This is a genomic window from Maricaulis sp. (assembly GCF_048270265.1).
Taxonomy (GTDB): Bacteria; Pseudomonadota; Alphaproteobacteria; order Caulobacterales; family Maricaulaceae; genus Maricaulis.
The window spans coordinates 1-18,570 of record NZ_JBLWTD010000019.1; the positions used below are offsets into that span (position 1 = coordinate 1).

General features: G+C 63.5%; 17 protein-coding genes. 7 read left to right on the forward strand and 10 right to left on the reverse strand.

Going from position 1 to position 18,570, the window contains the following annotated elements; all coding sequences use genetic code 11:
• The coding region (locus ACN0YF_RS10615) for an MATE family efflux transporter (RefSeq protein ID WP_417494359.1) at positions 1-953 on the reverse strand (953 nt) is incomplete at its 3' end.
• Positions 954-1,116: 163 nt separating this feature from the next.
• Complete coding sequence (locus ACN0YF_RS10620; RefSeq protein ID WP_417494360.1) at positions 1,117-1,887, reverse strand: MOSC domain-containing protein; 771 nt, start codon at positions 1,885-1,887, stop codon at positions 1,117-1,119.
• Positions 1,888-2,045: 158 nt separating this feature from the next.
• On the opposite strand from ACN0YF_RS10620, the gene clpB reads away from it, so the two are divergent.
• A complete protein-coding gene (gene clpB / locus ACN0YF_RS10625; protein WP_417494361.1) occupies positions 2,046-4,655 on the forward strand; it encodes an ATP-dependent chaperone ClpB in 2,610 nt (869 codons plus the stop codon).
• A gap of 243 nt (positions 4,656-4,898) precedes the next feature.
• Here clpB and ACN0YF_RS10630 read toward each other — a convergent pair whose 3' ends face one another.
• From ACN0YF_RS10630 to ACN0YF_RS10650, 5 genes are all read right to left on the reverse strand, one after another.
• Positions 4,899-5,294, reverse strand: a complete 396-nt coding sequence (locus tag ACN0YF_RS10630; RefSeq protein ID WP_417494362.1) for a DUF1428 domain-containing protein — start codon at positions 5,292-5,294, stop codon at positions 4,899-4,901.
• A 64-nt stretch (positions 5,295-5,358) separates the two neighbouring features.
• Positions 5,359-5,973, reverse strand: a complete 615-nt coding sequence (locus ACN0YF_RS10635) for a dihydrofolate reductase family protein (RefSeq protein ID WP_417494363.1) — start codon at positions 5,971-5,973, stop codon at positions 5,359-5,361.
• Positions 5,960-6,619 carry a TetR/AcrR family transcriptional regulator gene (locus ACN0YF_RS10640; protein WP_417494364.1) on the reverse strand — a complete coding sequence of 220 codons (660 nt, stop codon included), beginning with the start codon at positions 6,617-6,619 and terminating at the stop codon, positions 5,960-5,962. Before ACN0YF_RS10640 ends, ACN0YF_RS10635 begins: the two co-directional genes overlap by 14 nt.
• A 185-nt stretch (positions 6,620-6,804) precedes the next feature.
• On the reverse strand, positions 6,805-7,242 hold the full coding sequence (locus ACN0YF_RS10645; RefSeq protein ID WP_417494365.1) for a glyoxalase superfamily protein: 438 nt from the start codon (positions 7,240-7,242) through the stop codon (positions 6,805-6,807).
• A gap of 210 nt (positions 7,243-7,452) precedes the next feature.
• Complete coding sequence (locus ACN0YF_RS10650) at positions 7,453-8,937, reverse strand: peptidoglycan DD-metalloendopeptidase family protein (RefSeq protein ID WP_417494366.1); 1,485 nt, start codon at positions 8,935-8,937, stop codon at positions 7,453-7,455.
• 242 nt (positions 8,938-9,179) lie between these two features.
• Between ACN0YF_RS10650 and chpT the strand changes: the two genes are divergently transcribed.
• The 6 genes from chpT to ACN0YF_RS10680 all read left to right on the forward strand — a co-directional run bounded on the left by chpT (position 9,180) and on the right by ACN0YF_RS10680 (position 15,636).
• Entirely contained in the window at positions 9,180-9,824 is a 645-nt protein-coding gene (gene chpT / locus ACN0YF_RS10655; RefSeq protein ID WP_417494367.1) for a histidine phosphotransferase ChpT, read from the forward strand.
• Between the two features lie 140 nt (positions 9,825-9,964).
• A complete protein-coding gene (locus ACN0YF_RS10660; protein ID WP_417494368.1) occupies positions 9,965-12,736 on the forward strand; it encodes a chemotaxis protein CheW in 2,772 nt (923 codons plus the stop codon).
• Positions 12,733-13,215, forward strand: coding sequence for a chemotaxis protein CheW (locus tag ACN0YF_RS10665; protein WP_417483457.1), 483 nt, complete (start codon positions 12,733-12,735; stop codon positions 13,213-13,215). Before ACN0YF_RS10660 ends, ACN0YF_RS10665 begins: the two co-directional genes overlap by 4 nt.
• Positions 13,216-13,229: 14 nt before the next feature.
• Complete coding sequence (locus tag ACN0YF_RS10670; protein ID WP_417483458.1) at positions 13,230-13,604, forward strand: response regulator; 375 nt, start codon at positions 13,230-13,232, stop codon at positions 13,602-13,604.
• A gap of 9 nt (positions 13,605-13,613) precedes the next feature.
• Complete coding sequence (locus ACN0YF_RS10675; RefSeq protein WP_417483459.1) at positions 13,614-14,789, forward strand: protein-glutamate methylesterase/protein-glutamine glutaminase; 1,176 nt, start codon at positions 13,614-13,616, stop codon at positions 14,787-14,789.
• A gap of 4 nt (positions 14,790-14,793) precedes the next feature.
• Positions 14,794-15,636 (forward strand): CheR family methyltransferase, encoded by an 843-nt coding sequence (locus ACN0YF_RS10680; RefSeq protein ID WP_417483460.1) that lies wholly within the window; start codon positions 14,794-14,796, stop codon positions 15,634-15,636.
• An 87-nt stretch (positions 15,637-15,723) separates the two neighbouring features.
• Here ACN0YF_RS10680 and ACN0YF_RS10685 read toward each other — a convergent pair whose 3' ends face one another.
• From ACN0YF_RS10685 to ctrA, 3 genes are all read right to left on the reverse strand, one after another.
• On the reverse strand, positions 15,724-16,359 hold the full coding sequence (locus tag ACN0YF_RS10685; RefSeq protein ID WP_417494369.1) for a hypothetical protein: 636 nt from the start codon (positions 16,357-16,359) through the stop codon (positions 15,724-15,726).
• 102 nt (positions 16,360-16,461) lie between these two features.
• Positions 16,462-17,616 carry a hypothetical protein gene (locus ACN0YF_RS10690; RefSeq protein WP_417494370.1) on the reverse strand — a complete coding sequence of 385 codons (1,155 nt, stop codon included), beginning with the start codon at positions 17,614-17,616 and terminating at the stop codon, positions 16,462-16,464.
• 143 nt (positions 17,617-17,759) lie between these two features.
• The gene (gene ctrA / locus ACN0YF_RS10695; protein ID WP_091766370.1) at positions 17,760-18,455 is read right to left on the reverse strand and encodes a response regulator transcription factor CtrA; all 696 of its coding nucleotides are present in this window, start codon (positions 18,453-18,455) and stop codon (positions 17,760-17,762) included.
• Between the last annotated feature and the right edge of the window lie 115 nt (positions 18,456-18,570).

Genomic DNA, 18,570 nt, shown 5'->3' on the forward strand with positions numbered 1-18,570 from the left:
AGAATCCGGTCCGAGCGCCGCCACAGGCCGGCCCCGTAATTATTGCCGACGATGGCCTGCAGGGCCTGGCTCATTCCCATCAGCACCAGAAAGGCGAAGGAGAGAATGCGCATCACGATGCCATATGCCGCGACCGTGGTGTCGTAGTGACCGGTATCGACGGTTTGCAGCATGAAGATCACCGCGCCGGATCCGAGCGACAGGCCGACAAATGACAGGCTTTGCGGTGCACCCAGCGCCAGAAATCCCGGCCAGCCGGTGCTGAGGCGCGACCAGTCGAGGCCGGCGAGGCGCAGGGGCGAGGTCTTGCCCATGCGGAAGCCCAGGATCACCAGCAGGGCAATGGCCTGGGCGATCGCCGTTCCCAGCGCCGACCCTGCCACGCCAAGCCCCATCACGGCGATCAGCACGTAGTTGAGGGCCAGATTGGCCAGCGTCACCAGCAGGCCGGTCATTGCCATCAGCCCGACCTTGCCCTCGACCCGCAGCGCGGTGGACTGCACCGCCAGGGCGAAGGCGATCGGCGAGCTGAAGACGGCAATGCTCAGATAGACATGGCCCATCCGCGCCAGTGCCTCCGACCCGTTTGCGGCCGCCAGGGTCAGTGGCCCGGCTCCGGCGAGAAACAGGACGACCAGGATCAGGCAGACGATCAGGGAAAGCCCGTGCGCGCCGACGAATTCGGCCCGGGCCTGACCGATGGCATTGGCGCCGAGATGCCGCGCCAGCACCGAGGCCATGCCATTGGAGACCAGCGAGGAGAGGGCGACGATCAGCATGAAGAGCGGAAACATCAGCGTCACCGCGCTCAACGCTTCGGCCCCGACGAACACGCCGAGAAAGATCGCATCGACGACGGTCAGCAGACCATTCATCGCCATCAGGAAAATGATCGGTAGTGCCGTACGCACGAACATCGGCCCGAGCGGGCCGTGAGTATAGGTATTGCTCATCTCATCAACTCCGGACGCGTAGCTTGGAGGATGGGGCTCGCATTGCCACCGCAGCGATTGCGCCGGGAGGAAAAGATCATGCCGGAAATTCACCGTGACCGAAGTCTGCGAGCGGCGGGCAACCGGGGACCGGCGCGCTGGATACTGCGCCGGGCGCAGGGCGTCAAGCTTGCCCAGGCCCCGGCAGCTCGACGCCATCCCCGATCGTGACGGCACCACTTGTCTCGACGCTCATATAAATCCCGCAATCGGCATGCCCGAAATGCGTCATCAGCGCAGCGGGCAGATCGAGATCGCATTTCGCTGTGACGGGATTGATGCTGGTGGCGACGCAGCGGCGGATGCGGCTCTGGCCGCGCAGTCTGACATCACCAATCAAAATATCCTGGCCGAGCCAGTCGAACTCGGCCCAGGGTTCCAGGCCGTCGATCAGGAGATTGCCGCGAAAGCGGACCGGGTCGATGGCGTGGCCGGTGCGCCTCTCGAGATCGCGCACCGAGGCGGCATTGATCAGGGAGATGTGCGGCAAGGGAATATCGGTCAGGGCCTGACCGGGGATATGGGCAAATCTGAGCGCCCCGCGCACCTGTTCGCCGAGCAGGGCTTCAAGCCGGGCGAAGAGCGGGCCGTGGCTGGCGGCATCGCCAAGCGTGATGGTGATCGTCTCGCCATCGGGCCAGTGGGTGGTGAAGCCTTGCCCGGCCGTGTCGCAGCGGGTCTGCAATTGCGCCAGTGCGGTCTGGCCGGCCAGCATCAGGAAATGCTTCTTCTTCACATGCGCCGGCCGGGCCGGGTCGAAGGAGCCGGGGCCGTTCTCGATCGCCCAGGCGCGATCGAGAGGCAGGGCCTGTCCGGCGGTCAGTTCGACCTGCTCAAGCCTGTCCGGGCCGAAGCCTTTTACCGGAAAGCGGGTAATTGCGGTAAGCTTCGGCATGGTCGAAAGAAACCCTTGCGGAAATATGGTCAATCTGTCGCGGCCCGGCCTCTTGTGTGACGCATGTGCAACACTTACATCCAGAGCAACCCGCGGTTCCGGCGCGCTTTTCGAAGGCGTCTGACCGCATCTTATCTCGCCTTTTCCGGGGGATCGACATGGAATTCGACAAATATACAGACCGCGCCAAGACCATTGTCCAGGGCGCCCAGACGCTGGCCATCAAGGCCGGCCACCAGCAATTCACGCCCGAGCACGTGCTCAAGGCGCTGCTCGACGATACGGCCGGTCTCGCGACCAATCTGATCAAGTCGGCCGGCGGCAGCGCGCATCAGGTTATTGACGGCGTTACCGCTGCGCTCGCAAGCCTTCCCAAGGTCGAAGGCGGTGAGGGCAAGCTCTATATGGCCCCGCCGACGGCCAAATTGTTTGATGCGGCCCAGACCGCGGCGACCAAGGCCGGTGATGAATACGTCACCGCCGAACGTCTGCTGCAGGCGCTGAGCCTGCAATCGGGCACCAAGGCCTTTGATATTCTCAAGGCCGCCGGTGTCACGCCGCAGGGCCTCAATACCGCGATCAATGATCTGCGCCAGGGCCGCACTGCTGACAGTGCGTCGTCGGAAGACACCTATGAAGCGCTGAAGAAATACGCCCGCGACCTCACCGAGGTGGCGCGCGAAGGCAAGCTCGACCCGGTGATTGGCCGCGACGAGGAAATTCGCCGTGCCATCCAGGTGCTCTCGCGCCGGACCAAGAACAATCCGGTCCTGATCGGTGAGCCCGGCGTCGGCAAGACGGCGATCGCCGAGGGCCTGGCCCTGCGCATCGTCAATGGCGATGTGCCCGAAAGCCTCAAGGAAAAACGTCTGCTGGCGCTCGATATGGGGTCCCTGATCGCCGGTGCGAAATTCCGCGGCGAGTTCGAGGAACGGCTCAAGGCCGTTCTCAATGAGGTCACCAGCGCCAATGGCCAGATCATTCTCTTCATCGACGAGATGCACACCCTGGTCGGTGCCGGCAAGGGCGATGGCGCCATGGATGCGTCCAATCTCCTGAAGCCTGCCCTGGCACGCGGTGAGCTGCATTGTATCGGTGCGACCACGCTGGACGAATACCGCAAGCATGTCGAAAAAGACCCGGCCCTGGCCCGGCGTTTCCAGCCGGTCATGGTCGAGGAGCCGACCGTGGAAGATACGGTCTCCATCCTGCGCGGGTTGAAGGAAAAATACGAAGTGCACCATGGCGTGCGCATCGCCGACAGCGCCATTGTTGCGGCCGCCAACCTGTCCAATCGCTACATCACCAACCGCTTCCTGCCCGACAAGGCGATCGACCTGATGGACGAGGCCTCGGCCCGTCTGCGCATGCAGATCGACTCCAAGCCGGAAGAGCTCGACGAGATTGATCGCCGGGCCATCCAGCTCAAGATCGAAGCGGAAGCGATGAAGAAGGAGTCCGACGAGGCCTCCAAGGAGCGCCTTGCTGCGATTACCAAGGAAGTGGCGGAACTGGAATCCCGGTCCGCCGAGCTGACCGCGACCTGGCGCGCCGAAAAGGCAAAACTCGCCGGTGCGACCACGCTGAAGGAATCGATCGAGCTGGCCCGTGCCGAGCTGGCCGATGCCGAACGGCGCGGTGATCTCGGCCGTGCGTCGGAGATCAAGTACGGCCAATTGCCCGATCTCGAGAGCCGTCTGGCCCTCGCCGAGACCGCCAGTGATGACGGTCAGCAGACGATGCAGGAAGTCGTCGATGACGAGCAGATCGCCCAGATCGTCTCGCGCTGGACCGGTGTGCCCGTCGACAAGATGCTCGAAGGCGAGCGCGACAAGCTGTTGCGCATGGAAGAAGCCCTGCACGGCCGCGTTGTCGGCCAGGAAACGGCGCTGGAAGCCGTCTCCGATGCGGTGCGCCGTGCCCGCGCGGGCCTCAAGGATCCGGCGCGTCCGATCGGTTCCTTCATGTTCCTCGGCCCCACGGGTGTCGGCAAGACCGAGCTGACCAAGGCGCTGGCCAATTTCCTGTTCGACGATGAACACGCGGTCACCCGCATGGACATGTCGGAATACATGGAGAAGCACTCCGTCTCGCGCATGATCGGCGCGCCTCCGGGCTATGTCGGTTATGAGGAGGGCGGTGCGCTGACCGAGGCGGTTCGCCGCCGGCCCTATCAGGTAATCCTGCTCGATGAGATCGAGAAGGCACACCCGGATGTCTTCAACGTGCTGCTGCAGGTTCTCGATGATGGCCGTCTCACTGACGGGCAGGGCCGCACGGTCGATTTCCGCAATACGATCATCATCATGACCTCCAATCTCGGGGCCGAGCATCTGCAGGCCGTCGAGAATTCCGAGGATGCCCGCGAAATGGTGATGGAGGCCGTGCGCCTGCATTTCCGTCCGGAATTCCTCAACCGGGTCGATGAAATCGTCCTGTTCAACAAGCTCGCTCGCGAGGATATGGGCGCCATTGTCGATATCCAGATGAAGCGTCTGGAAAAACTCCTGGCTGATCGCCGCATGACGATCGAACTGGACGCCAGCGCCCGCGACTGGATTGCCGCCAAGGGCTATGACCCCGCCTACGGGGCCCGTCCATTGAAGCGCGTGATCCAGAAGGACCTGCAAGACCCGCTCGCCCGCATGCTGCTGGAAGGCACCATCAAGGACGGCGAGAATATCGTGGTCTCAAGCGAAGCTGGCGCGCTGACGATCAATGGCGTCGCCATTGGCGAGAAGCGGCCGCTGAAGGCTGTGGTGAACTAAGGCTCTTCGGAGACTTGAATGGAGAACGGCCGGAGAGCGATGCGCTTTCCGGCCGCTTTTTTGTCCGCGTAGGTTCTATGGCGGGGTGTGCCCGCACGTGCGCCCACAAATCTCGATAAAAACAATAACGTTGTCATCCCGGATCTGCGCCCGGATCGCTGCCGCGTCCGGGCATTTGTCCGGGATGACCACGGTTTGGTTTTGCTGCGAGGGAGAGGCCGCTCCCACCGGCGCCTGTTCTGATCAGCCATTGTCGTTGCCCGGCAGCTCCACCACCGGTGAGAAGCCGCCAAAGATCATCCGTTTGCCGTCGAAGGGCATCGGATTGCGCACGGGATCCATGCGTGGGTCGGCGGTTTCGGGATTCTCCATCCACTCCATCATTTTCGCCATGCCGGCATCGCGCGCCGCCTTGTCGGGCCATTCGATCCAGGAAAGGACGACTGTCTCGTCCGGCTTCGCCTGCACAGCCTTGCGGAAATCGGTGACGTTTCCGTCCTGCACATCATCGCCCCAGCATTCCATCACGCGCAGGGCGCCAAGATCCATGAACACGCCATTGGCGAACTCGGCGTGATCGATGAATTTTTGTTTGTTCGCGGTCGGCACGGCGATCACGAATCCGTCGATATAGCTCATTTCATTTCTCCATTGATGGGCGAGTGTCGCCCCTGGTGCTCGCGAAGTTTGATCAAAAACGGACTCAATCTGCAGCGTCGGCGAAGCTCCCCGTCCGCAGGGCGCCAGCTGGTTTGTAAGTGCTGATGATCACCCCGGAAGATACCGTCTTCGTATCGACCAGGGCGAGCTCGCTCGGTGCGACCCTGTCCGAGAACAAGCGCTTGCCCGTTCCAAGCAGGACAGGAAAGACGAGGAGCAAAACCTCGTCCGCCAGCCCCTGTTCGATCAGGAGCGGTGTCAGGGTCGAACTGCCCCAGACGATCAGATCGGGGCCGGACGCTGCCTTGACGCGTGCAATGCCTTCAATGGCATCCGCGCCGAGCGCTTCGGCCGGTCCCCAGTCGAGGCTGTCCGGCCTGTGCGTGACGACGAACTTCCTGGCGCCATTGAGCGTATCGGCCATCGGGCCGGTCTGGTCTGGCCAGTAGTTTGCGAAAATATCATAGGTGCGCCGGCCGAGCAGAAGGTCGAAGCCCCCGCCATGCGCCGCGTCGATCGCCTCGCCAATGGCCGGGTCGAAATGCGGGAAGGCCCAGCCGCCATGTTCGAACCCGCCTTCGTAATCTTCGCCCGGCCCACCAGGTGCCTGGATCACGCCGTCGAGCGAGATGTGCTCGATGATTTTAATGTGTCTCACAGTCTGTCTCCTTTCCCGGCTCCCGGGGTGATTGCCTTGCTGGGGCGCTGAACAGCATTTCGATGTAGCGGCGCAGATGGTCGATACTGTCGGCAGCGATCGCGGCTGCCCCAGTGGCCTTTGCGAGGATGAAGCCGCCCTGGATGACGGCCTGGGTGTGCAGGGCCAGCGATTTCGCCGTCCAGTCGGGTGTCATGCAGCGCGCGCGCATCGCCGCCTCGATATCGGCTTCCAGCGTCGCGGCGTGGCCGGTGATACTGCGTTCACAGGCCTCGCGGATCGCAGGCGCCGTCTCATAGGTCTCCTGCACCATAGTGCCGACCAGGCAGGTGAAATCAGGCAGATCGCCCTGCAGGAGGGTTTTGCGAAAGTCGAGATAGGCGAGGACGCGGGCGAGCGGGTCGGCATGATCGTGATAGGGCGCATCGGTAAACAGGGCGCCGGTCATCTGTGACCAATGCTCCGCCGCCGCGACGGCGAGCTCATCCTTGCTCCTGAAATGGTGGAAGAAGGCACCCTTGGTGACACCCGCGGCCGCACAAAGCGCATCGACCGTAGTCGCCGAATACCCCTTGCTGCGGATCACCGACACCGCCGCATCAAGCAGTTTCGCCCTGGCATCCAGTTTTTTCGCTGGCTTTGACATGTCGTCCTTTCCTGTCTCAACGAACATACCAACTAGTTGGTATTGAGTCAACTCATGGCAATGACCGGTGATGGCTCTGGCCACGCCGAGGGCCTCTGCCCCAACGAATACAATAGTTTATTTCCCCGGAATTGGCCCGATTCCGGGGAAGCTGTTTGTGGTGGGATTGGAAGAGGCCTCTTCCCTTAAACCGCAATCACCATCTGCGGCTTGCCATCGCCGGTCAGTGCCGGTGATTTGCCATCGGCGCCCACCGTGCAATTCACCCGTTTGCGGAAAGCCGAGAAGCTGTCGAAGGTCACGACATCGACCGGTTCGTCGAAATCGATGGTGAGCCGGTAATGGCTGCCGTGATTGAGCTGGGCCAGGGCGATGATTTCGCCCTTGAAGGGCTGGCCGAGATACAGGCCGGTGATACGGGCCCCGAGCGCCAGCGGGCTGGCCGGGCGGTTGCCGGCGGCGGCGTGGAGCGTGTTCCAGTCGCGATAGCCATGCTGGTGGGCCAGCAATTCGAGCGCTTCGCTGTGGGAGATGAAATTGCCTTCGGCCGTCAGGCTCTGGCGCAAGCGTTTGGCCTGGGCCTTGAGGACCTCAAGCGCGGGGAGGGTCTGGATAATGGACATGTCGTCGCCTGTCTCAGTGACTGCATGCGTATTTCGGACGGGGCTCGCCTTGCCATCACACCGCATGACACTGGGTCGACGGAGTTGGTCACTTCGGAGATTTCACCATGGCTTGCGCCTGCGAGCGGCGGGCATCTCCAGACCCGTGGCGGGGCTTTTGCCGCGCCACGGGGATCAAGTCAAGCTGAAGCTGGAATACTGCGCCGGTGCCTATTGCGCGCCATCGCCCGCTTGCGCCATCAGCGGCGCATCGGTGGCATTGGCGGGCCGGGCGCCGTCACGGATGGCGATGATGCGGTCACGTTCGGCGATGAAGGCCGGCATGTCGGCATCGGTCAGCTGGCGGCCGGTCGGCAGGTCCAGCGTCATCGGATTGACCGGGCGGCCGTTCTGATGAACCTCATAATGCAGGTGCGGCCCTGTCGAGCGGCCGGTTGTGCCGACATAGGCGATCACCTGGCCCTGGGTGACGCGGCTGCCGGCGCGGATGCCGCGGGCAAAGCCGTTGAGATGGGCATAGGCGGTCTCGAAGCCGTTGGCGTGGCGGATCTTCACGTAATTGCCGAAACTGCCGAAGCGGTTGGCGCGTTCGACGACGCCATTGCCGGCGGCGAAGATCGGCGTGCCGGTCGGAGCGGCGAAATCGGTGCCGTTATGGGCGCGGGTATAGCCCAGGATCGGGTGACGCCGGCGGCCGAAGGAGGAGGAGAGGCGGGCCCCATTGATCGGAGTCAGCATCAGCAGGCGCTGGGCGCTGGCACCCTCGGCGCTGTAATAGCCAATGCCGCCATCGGAGGTCTCGAAGCGGAAGAATTCCTTGGGTTCGCCGCGGCCTTCATAGCGGGCATAGAGAATATCGCCGGTACGCGCCGTATTGCCTTCTTCATTCACGAAGCGCTCGAACAGGATGTCGAAACCGTCGCCGGGCTGGATCGAGCGCTGGAAGTCGATCGCATAGGCCAGCACGCCGGCGAGTTCGACCACGATACGGTCGGTGGCACCGGCATTGAGCGCGTCGACATAGAGCGAGGATGTGATGTTGCCCGAGGAGCGCACGACCTGGCGTTCGAACTCGGCAATGGTTTCGCGGGCGCGGTATTCATCGCCCCAGATGCGCGCGACGGTGATCGAACGCTCGACATCGGGGCGGAAGGAGATGCCCGTCAGGCGCAGGCGGCTCTCGGTTTCCTCATCGGCCTCGACAGAGGTGTCGGGCTCGGTCTCGAGATAGAGATTGAGGCTCTGACCGGCGCGCAGATAGCGCAGGTCGAACACCTGGTTAAGGGCGCGGATTGCGCGGACCGCATCGGTATTGTCGACACCGGCATCCTCGAGCAGGCCGGCAAGTGTGCCACCGCGGGGCACTTCGCGTTCGACCTGGATGGTGACCGGGCACTGGGTGCAGGAGCTGAAGGCCGTGGCATCGAGACGGGCCGGATTGAGTGGCATGGCCAGCGTGGTGGTCTCGGCGCGCAGCGGCAGCTCGCCGGAGGCGTTGCTGCTGTCGCGCGCGGTATCACTGACATCCATCACGGCCACAGCGGCGGCCGGCAGGGCCAGGCCGGCGGCATCGCTGCGGGTTTCGCGCGACGTCATCAGGCCGGTAAGGAGGGCGGCAGACAGCACCAGGCTGGCACAAACGACCAGACCACGGGCGCGGCGCTGATCGGCTCGGGTTACGTCAAATCCAGGCATGGCTATCTCGTTACTCCGATGCTTCGTTCCATGACGCGTCATCTCAAGCAAATCCCGCACCGGACGGCAGCAAAGCCGCATTCCCTGCAGGGGCACCCCGATAGCCCGACTGAATCATGTCTTGGACCAATACGGTTGCCAAGTCCTTTCCACGCTTCTTGCGCAATTCAGCTGCGAAACAGGGTCGGATGGCCGGAGAATCGTGTATCGATTGCTCCATGCAAGATCAACGCCCCGCCGAAATGGCCGCCGACCAACTTGCCGCTCTGCTCTGCGCGCGGCTGTGTCATGACCTCGTCAGCCCTGTGTCCGCGCTGAGCGCGGCGCTGAGCGTGCTCGACGATGAATCCTCCGCCGACATGCACGAGGATGCGATGGACCTGGTCCGCGACAGTTCGCGCCAGGCCCAGGCGAAGCTGGAATTCGCCCGTCTCGCCTATGGCGCTGGCGGTTCGGCTCCGGCGACGCTCGATACCCGCGAATTGCGGCGCCTGACCGAGGCGATGTTTGCGCCCTCCAAACCGGCCATTGTCTGGAAGGTTGAAACGCCCGGGCTCGAGAAGGCGGCGGCGCGGCTTCTGCTGAACCTCTGCGTTCTCGCTGTTGAATCCGTCCCGCGTGGCGGCACGGTGACCATCGAGGCGACCGAGAGCGGTGGCGGTGCCCGCATCCGCATTGTCTCGGAAGGTCCGCGCGCCCGGCTCAATGCCGACGCCGTCACGGCACTGGAAGGCCAGCCGCCTGAAGGGGGATATGATGGCCGCTCGATTCAGCCCTATTTTGCCGGTCTGATCGCCCGCAATGCCGGCGGGCGCGTCAGCGCTCATGCCGACGAGGAACGGGTCGAGTTCGTTGCGCTGGTCCAGGCACCGGCTGCGGCTGCCTAGAGCGTATTCCGTTCCGGTCATAACCTATGAAATGAAAGCTGGTTTTCCTCGGCCTGAAGCCAACAGTCCGTTAACCAAGCCCGTGTCAACTTACCGTCTGATGAAGCCCTGACAGGCATTTAGACGGTAAGAGGACGGCCATGGACGATCTGATCAGCGAATTCCTGACAGAGACGGGCGAAAGCCTGGATGTCATTGATGCGGAGCTGGTCCGGTTCGAGAATAATCCGGAAGACCGGGCCATTCTCGACAATATTTTCCGCCTCCTCCACACGGTTAAGGGAACCTGCGGCTTTCTCGGTCTGCCGCGCCTGGAAGCCGTGGCTCACGCCGGCGAGACCCTGTTGGGCAAGTTCCGCGATGGCGACCTGGCGGTGACGCCGCCGATGGTGACGCTGGTGCTGCAATCCATCGACCAGATCAAGGTCATCCTGAGCAGTATTGAAGAGACCGGCAATGAACCGGCCGGTGAAGACCTTGAGCTGATTGGCCGGCTGGAAGATGCCGCCATGGGCCGTGTGGTCGAGCCGGATGCGCCGGCCGAGACCGTGCCCGAAGGCTGGGACGCCGATCTGGGCCGCGAACTGCGCCCGGGCGAAGTCTCCCTCGCTGATCTGGAAGCTGCCTTCCGAGATACCGTCTCTGAAGTCGAACTGCCCGAAGCCGAAGCCGATGCCGGCGAGACACCGGAAGTCGCACATATCGGTGTTGGCGATTTCGATCCGGAATTGGGCCGCGAACTGCGTCCCGGTGAAGTCTCGGTCGCCGAGCTGGAAGCCGCCTTCAACGCCGCCGAGCCCGAAGCGGACGTCGCGCCCGCCGCCCCGGCTGCTGATATGAGCCCCGTCGAGGCCCTGCAATCGGCGGTCGCCGAGCTCAAGGGCAGCGATGACCACCCGGCGGGTGGTGACGGTGCGCCGCGCATGCAGCAGACCGTGCGGGTCGGCGTCGATGTGCTCGATGCCTTGATGACTACGGTTTCCGAACTGGTTCTGACGCGGAACCAGTTGATGCAGACCGTTCGTGGCCTGGAAGACGAGGATCTCAAGGTCCCGCTGCAGCGCCTCTCTGCCGTTACCGGCGAGTTGCAGGACGGGGTCATGAAGACCCGTATGCAGCCGATCGGCGATGCCTGGCGCAAACTGCCGCGCATCATTCGCGACGTCTCCACCGATCTCGGCAAGAAGATCGAACTGGTGATGGATGGCAGCGATACCGAGCTGGATCGCCAGGTGCTGGAACTGATCAAGGATCCGCTCACCCACATGGTGCGCAATTCCGCCGATCACGGCCTGGAAATGCCGGCCGACCGGATCAAGGCCGGCAAGTCGGAAAAGGGCACCATCACGCTCAAAGCCTTCCATGAAGGCGGCCACATCATTATCTCCATCGCCGATGACGGCATGGGGTTGAACACCGCCCGCATCGGTGAAAAGGCGCTCGAAAAGGGTCTCACGACCCATGAAGAGCTCGCCGCAATGACCGAGCAGCAGATCCACCGCTTCATCTTCGCGCCGGGCTTCTCCACGGCAGCCAAGGTCACAAACCTGTCCGGCCGCGGTGTCGGCATGGATGTGGTGCGCAATAATATCGAACAGATCGGCGGCGTCGTTGATGTCACCTCGACCGCCGGCAAGGGCAGCCATTTCAAGATCAAGATCCCGCTGACCCTGGCCATTGTCTCGGCCCTGATCGTTGGCAGCCATGATCAGCGCTTCGCCATTCCCCAGCTCGCCGTGCGCGAACTGGTCCGTGTCGGTGCCGGCTCGGAGCATGCGATCGAGTCGCTCAGCGGAGCCCGGGTCATGCGCCTGCGTGACCGTCTGATGCCGCTGGTTGATCTGCAGGAAGTGCTTGGCGTCAGCGAGGCTGGCGCAGGGGCACGGGACGATACCGGTTTTGTCGTTGTGCTTGACGCCGGTGGCCGCAATGTCGGCCTGATCGTCGACAATGTCCTCGACACCGAGGAAATCGTCGTCAAACCGCTTTCCGATGCCTTGCGCGGCGTCGGGGCCTATTCCGGCGCGACCATCCTGGGCGACGGTACGGTGATCATGATCCTCGACCCCAATGGTCTGGCCGGAGAAATCGTCTCCAGCATGGAGGACGAGGTCCGCTTCGATTCCGCCGCGACCGCTGCTTCGGAAATGCAGAACACGCAACGCCTGCTGCTCGTCCGCGCCGGTGGCAGCGAGGCCAAGGCCGTGCCGCTGGCACTGGTCACCCGGCTGGAGGAATTCCAGACCGACGCCATCGAGACCACCAATGGCCGGCTCGTGGTCCAGTATCGCGGCCGCCTGATGCCAATCGTGCCGCTGGGCGGCGAGATCGGCACCTCCGGGACCCAGCGTCAGCCGGTGCTGGTCTTCTCCGAGGGCCATGGCGCCATCGGCCTCGCCGTCGACCAGATCGTCGATGTCGTCGAGGAACGGGTCGACCTGCAAATGCGCTCCGACAAGCCGGGCATCATCGGTTCCGCCATCATCAAGGGCAAGGCGACCGATGTCGTCGACATCGCCTGGCATCTCGAACAGGCCCAGGCGGGCAATATCCAGCGCCGCGCCACCAAGCGCCGCCGCCGGGTCCTGCTCGTCGATGCCGACGCCTTTGCGCGCCGCATGATTGCGCCGCTGCTGGCCGCCGCCGGCTATGATGTCACCCCGACGGGCGGCATGCATGAAGTCCAGGCGATTGCCGAGGCTGGCGAACAATTCGACGCCCTGGTCGGTGATCCGGCTGCGCTGGAAAAAATCCGCGCCCAGGGCCTGTGGGCCAGCCTGCCGGCCCTCGCTGTCACCGACTGGCCGGAAGATACCCGGGCCGAAGGGCTCACGGTCGTGCTGCCACGGTCGGATCGCGGCGCCCTGATCGCGGCGCTCGATGAAGTGTCCCATGAGGAGAAGGTCGCATGACCGATCATTACGACGATCCATCCGAACTGAGTGCCGATGCGATGATCGAATACGTCTCCGTGCGTATTGGCGACCAGCTGTTCGGCGCCCCGGTCAACGCCATTCGCGAAGTCTTCGCGCCCCAGTCCGTCACGGCTGTTCCGCTGGCTCCGCCTGAAGTGGCCGGTCTGCTCAATCTGCGCGGCCGCATTGTCACGGCGATCGATGCGCGCCGGCGCCTCGGCCTGCCGCCACGCGATGCCGCCGATGCCGGCATGGCACTCGGTGTCGAGCGCGGCAGCGAGATTTTCGGGCTGATTGTCGACTCTGTCGGTGAAGTCCTGCGGCGCCCGCGCGCCGAGCTTGAGCCGGTCCCCGCCCATGTCGACGCCCGCTGGCGTTCCATGGTGAAGGGCGTGCACCGGCTCGAAAAAGAATTGCTCGCAGTTCTGGATGTGTCGGCCGTAATCGGCAGCACAGTCAAAAGCGAAGCGGCCTAGGGAAGGGCAAGCGAATGAAGACCTGTCTCGTTGTCGACGACTCGCGTGTGATACGCAAGGTCGCCCGCCGAATACTCGAAGAGCTCGAATTTGCCTGCATGGAAGCAGGGGACGGTGCCGAGGCGCTGGAAAAATGCCGGGAGCAAATGCCGGACGCCATCCTGCTCGACTGGAACATGCCGATCATGAACGGGCTCGATTTCGTCAAGGCGCTGCGCCGCGAGGAAACCGGTGACCGGCCGATCGTGGTGTTCTGCACCACCGAAAATGACATGGCCCACATCACCGAAGCGCTGCGCGCCGGCGCCGACGAATATGTGATGAAACCCTTCGATGGCGACATCATCGCGTCCAAGTTCCAGCAAACCGGTCTGCTGCGGGCATCGTAGGAAAACCTGATGACAGAACCCGCCCCACAGCTGGATTCCGCGCAGGCCATGGCTCGCGTGCTGGTGATCGACGATTCCGCGGTCGCGCGTGGCCTGATGACGCGCTGGATCGAGGAAGATCCGGATCTGGTGCTTGTCGGGGCCGCCACTGATGGCGAGCAGGGTATCCGCAAGGCCGGGGAATTGCGTCCTGACCTGATCGTGCTCGATGTCGAGATGCCGAAAATGGACGGGCTCGCCGCCCTGCCCATCCTGCTCAAGACCGTGCCCGGCTGCCGTATCGTCATGGCCTCGACCCTGACGCGCCGCGGCGGTGAGGTGACGATCCGCGCCCTGTCCATGGGCGCTGCCGATTATGCACCCAAGCCCCAGGCCGGACGCCTGGCCGGCGCCGAGGAATTCCGCCGCGATCTGCTCACCAAGCTGAAAGCCCTGGCGCCGCGCCCGAAAACGGCCCGCCCGGCACCGGCCCCGGCTCCCCGATTGCGTGCGGTGCCCGGAACGGCAGCGCCAGCACCCGCACCGGCAACAACAACGCCACCGCGTGCCTTCCGGCCCGTGGCTGCCGCCCCGATCTCGCGTGGAGCGACACCGCGTTCGGTCGCGCCGCCGGCGATCATTGCCATCGGTTCAAGCACCGGCGGTCCCGAAGCGCTGCGCCTGGTGATCAGCAAATGCGCTGCTGGCCTGGCCGCGCCGATTGTCATCGCCCAGCACATGCCGGCGCTCTTCACCAAGATCCTCGCCGAGCACCTGGCCAAGGCCAGCAATTTGCCGTGCAAGGAAGCCGAGAATGGCGAGCGCCTTCTGGCGGGCCATGTCTATGTCGCCCCCGGCGATTTTCATTTTACCGTGCGGCGGGATTCGGCTGGCTATTACGCCGTGCTCGACCAGTCGCCGCCGATCAATTTCTGCCGCCCCGCCGTCGACCCGCTTTTCCATTCCGTCGCGGAAGCGACCGGTGGCAAGGCGCTGGGCGTCATCCTGACCGGGATGGGGCATGACGGACGCGAGGGCGTGCGTGCGCTGCGCGCGGCTGGCGGAACCATACTCGCCCAGGACGAAGCAACGAGCATCGTCTGGGGCATGCCTGGCGCAGTCGCCGAGGCCGGACTGGCAGATCAGATACTGCCGCTATCGGAAATCGGGTCGGACATCGTCCGGCGCGCCAAGGGTGGAATGTAGGCGAATGTTGGAAAAACAGGAAATTCTCTACGTCGCGGCCGAGGCTTACAAGCGCTCTGGCCTGGTTCTGTCGGCTGACAAGGGCTATCTGCTGGAAAGCCGGCTGGCGCCGCTGGCCCGCGCCGAGGGCTATGCCTCGATCGAGGCACTGATCTCGGCGGCGCGGCGTGAAAGCAGTGACCGGTTGTTGTGGGCCATCACCGAGGCGCTCGCCACACACGAGACCTTCTTCTTCCGCGACAACACGCCCTTTGACCTGTTCAAGCAGGACATCCTGCCGGTCCTTTCCCGTGCCCGCGGCAATAATGGTGTGATCCGGATCTGGTGTGCGGCCTGTTCCTCCGGCCAGGAACCCTATTCCCTGGCGATGATCCTCGAGGAAGAGCGCGCCCGCCTCGGTGGACTGCGCGTCGAGATCGTGGCGACGGACATGGCGCCGCGCGTGCTGGAAAAGGCCAAGGCCGGTCTCTACAGCCAGTTCGAGGTCCAGCGCGGCCTGGCGATCCAGCGCCTGGTGACGCATTTCGACCAGACCGGCGATCAATGGCGCATCAAGCCGAATATCCGCCAGATGGTGACCTTCCAGAAACAGAACCTGCTCGACAGCTTCGGCCCGATGGGCAAGTTCGACGTCATCTTCTGCCGCAATGTGCTGATCTATTTCGACGCCGAGTCGAAAAAGAAGGTTCTCTCGCGCCTATCGCAGCAAACCGCCAGCGACGGCTATCTGGTGATGGGCGCCGCCGAGACGGTGGTCGGCCTGTCGAGCGATTATGTACCGGTTGAAGGCCGTCGCGGGCTCTATGCCCAGGCCGGCAATGCCGCGCTCAAGACCGCGGCCGCCTGATCGCCGCCTGACCGAGCTGAGTTCAAGATGAAAAACCCCGGACCCATCTGGTTCCGGGGTTTTTCATTGCGGCCGGGCCGGGACTTCTTATTCGCCGTCAGCCGGGAAGATGACGATGCTTCGGGCGATGGCGCCGAGGGCTTCGCGGGAAAACGTGTCGAGTTCTGCCAGTACGCTGCCGGTGTCGGTTGAGCTGACGGCAATGAATTCCAGCCAGCGATAGTCTCCAGCCACTGTGTCCTCGATCCAGAAGCGGCGCACCGATATGGCGTCGGCATCCTCTCCGGTGGGCGTACCGGAGCATTGCTGCCAGATCCGCCGGTTTCCGGCCGCATCGATCGCGACATAGGGTGCGTCCCGGTGGCACCAGTCCGGCGTTGCCGGCCGGGCGACTTCATCGATCCGGTCGAAATCATAGGTGCCATTGCGGGCGAGGGCTTCCGCGCCTTCAACTCCGATACTCATTCCCCAGCGGGCATCATGCAGCGCGACTGCGGCCTGCATGTCTGTGGACAGGGTTTCGAGTTCGCGGGCCAGCGCATCCGGCGCGTCAATGTGGATCAGGCCGGCCTCAGGGTCGGTCAGGCTCTGTACCTGGCCGAGCCAGTCCAGCGAGCCCTCCGGGGCCGCCGATGCGGCGGATACGTCCTGGACCGCCACGGCCTGCCCGGCCGTCAGGATCGAGATCGCCAGTGTCGCGAGCATTATACGATCATGTTTCATGCAGACTCTCCCTGTTTCCGGAGTGAGCATAGAGGGTGGCCGCGCGCCGGAAAGCCCCTGAACAGGGGAGGCGGCCAGAAAAGCCTGGTCAGGGGACCGGGCCTATTCGCCACTGGCCGCAGGTGCGCGGGGCGCGATGATGATGTCATTCGCCATCAGGGCCAGCGTCTCCCGCGTGAAACGGTCCACCGACGGGCGTTCGTCCGGCGTTTCGGTTGAGCCGAACACGGTGAGTTCGAGCCAGCGATAGACCCGGCTTGTGCGTTCCTCGGTCCAGATTTTGCGGACGATGACGGTGTCGGAATTCTCGTCCGGCGGCGTGCCGGCGCATTGATGCCAGGTGTGGTCGATGCCGGTGGGACCGGTCACTTCGAAACTCACGTCGGGCAGGCACCATGCGGCGGATTCCGGACGTCGCGCGGCGGCAAGCCTGTCGGGCTCAAACAGGCCACCATCCGCGAAGGATTGCGCGCCATCGACCCCGAAGGTGAAGCCCCAATCGGTATCCTCGACGCCGGCCTCCTCCAGGATCACGGTCACCGCTGCCGCGATCGAATGGGCCAGCGCGTCCGGTGCATCAAAGCGGATGAAGCCGTCCGCACGGTCCGTCAGCGTCTGCAGGGCGTCCCGCCACATCACCCAGTCCTCCCCGCTGCTGGGAGGGTTGGCCAGGATGAGGGCGCGCAAGATATCGGTCGCCATCGCTGACAGGACTTCATTGCCCCGCTCCAGCAGGCCGTCCTGCTCGGCGGTAATGCTCGTGACGAGGTGAATATGGATGGTCTGGCCCTCGAAAGGGGCGTCCAGAAGCTGATCCAGCGTCAACATCGGCAACCCGTCCTGAATGGTATAGAGGCGGCAAGCCGTGCCCGCCAATTCGGTGCCCTGGCGTGAAACCACCAGGACCGGGGTGTGGTCGTCGCAGGGACGGGGATCGGGGGTGCGGGTCGAGAACAGGATGTCGAAGCCCATCCCCCATTCGCCGCCTTCGGCATCTGCGAGGGCTGTCAGCCGCTGATGTTTCGCTTCAAGTCGCTGCAGCAGCCCGTCGGGATCGCCGAAGGCGATCCGTCCACCGGCGGCAGCCTCGAGCCCAGTGAGCTCGGCCATCAGTTCGGGGGCTGAAAATGTCTCCATTTCCACGATGCGCGGGCGCGGACTTCCCGGTTCGCCGGGCGGATCCTGGAGCGCCAGGGCTTGCCCGGCTGTCACAATGGCAAGGGTAAGGGCGGTCAGGCTCAATCGATGGTGTTTCATGGGGCGCCTCGCTGTTTGCAAGCCAGACTAGCCGGACGCCAACCGCCGGAAAGCCCCTGAACAGGGGAGGCGGGCATGAAAAAGCCCGGTCGAGAGGACCGGGCTCTTCAATCAGACCGTGGCTATCAGATCAGCTGGGCAGATCAGACAGCGACTTTTTCTTCCATCGGGTCACGCAGCACATAGCCACGGCCCCAGACGGTTTCGATATGGTGTTCGCCCTGGGTGGCGGCCGCGAGCTTCTTGCGAAGCTTGCAGATGAAGACGTCGATGATCTTCAGCTCGGGCTCGTCCATGCCGCCATAGAGATGGTTCAGGAACATCTCCTTGGTGAGCGTCGTTCCCTTGCGCAGGGAGAGCAGCTCGAGCATCTGGTATTCCTTGCCGGTGAGGTGGACGCGCTGGCTGTCCACTTCGACCGTCTTGGCGTCGAGATTGACCGCAATCGAACCGGTCTTGATGATCGATTGCGAATGGCCCTTCGAGCGGCGGACGATGGCGTGGATACGCGCAATCATCTCATCCTTGTGGAAGGGCTTGGTCATATAGTCATCGGCACCGCATCCAAGGCCACGGACCTTGTTGTCGATATCGGCATTGCCGGTCAGGATCAGGATCGGCGTATCGATCTTGGAAACGCGAAGGGTTTTGAGAACGTCAAAACCGGTCATGTCGGGCAGGTTCAGATCGAGCAGGATGATGTCGTAATCATACAGCTTGCCGAGATCGACACCTTCCTCGCCAAGATCCGTCGTGTAGATGTTGAAGCCGTCTGACTTCAGCATCAATTCGATGGACTGCGCGGTTGCCCGGTCGTCCTCAATTAGAAGAACCCGCATGGTTCGCCTCCGGTCTGGTACCCGAACGAATCAATCCCGCCCGGTGTGTAGTCTGATTAACCTTATTCTGACGCTACGAGGAAACCCTTAACGAAAGTTAACTGCGGCTTGACCC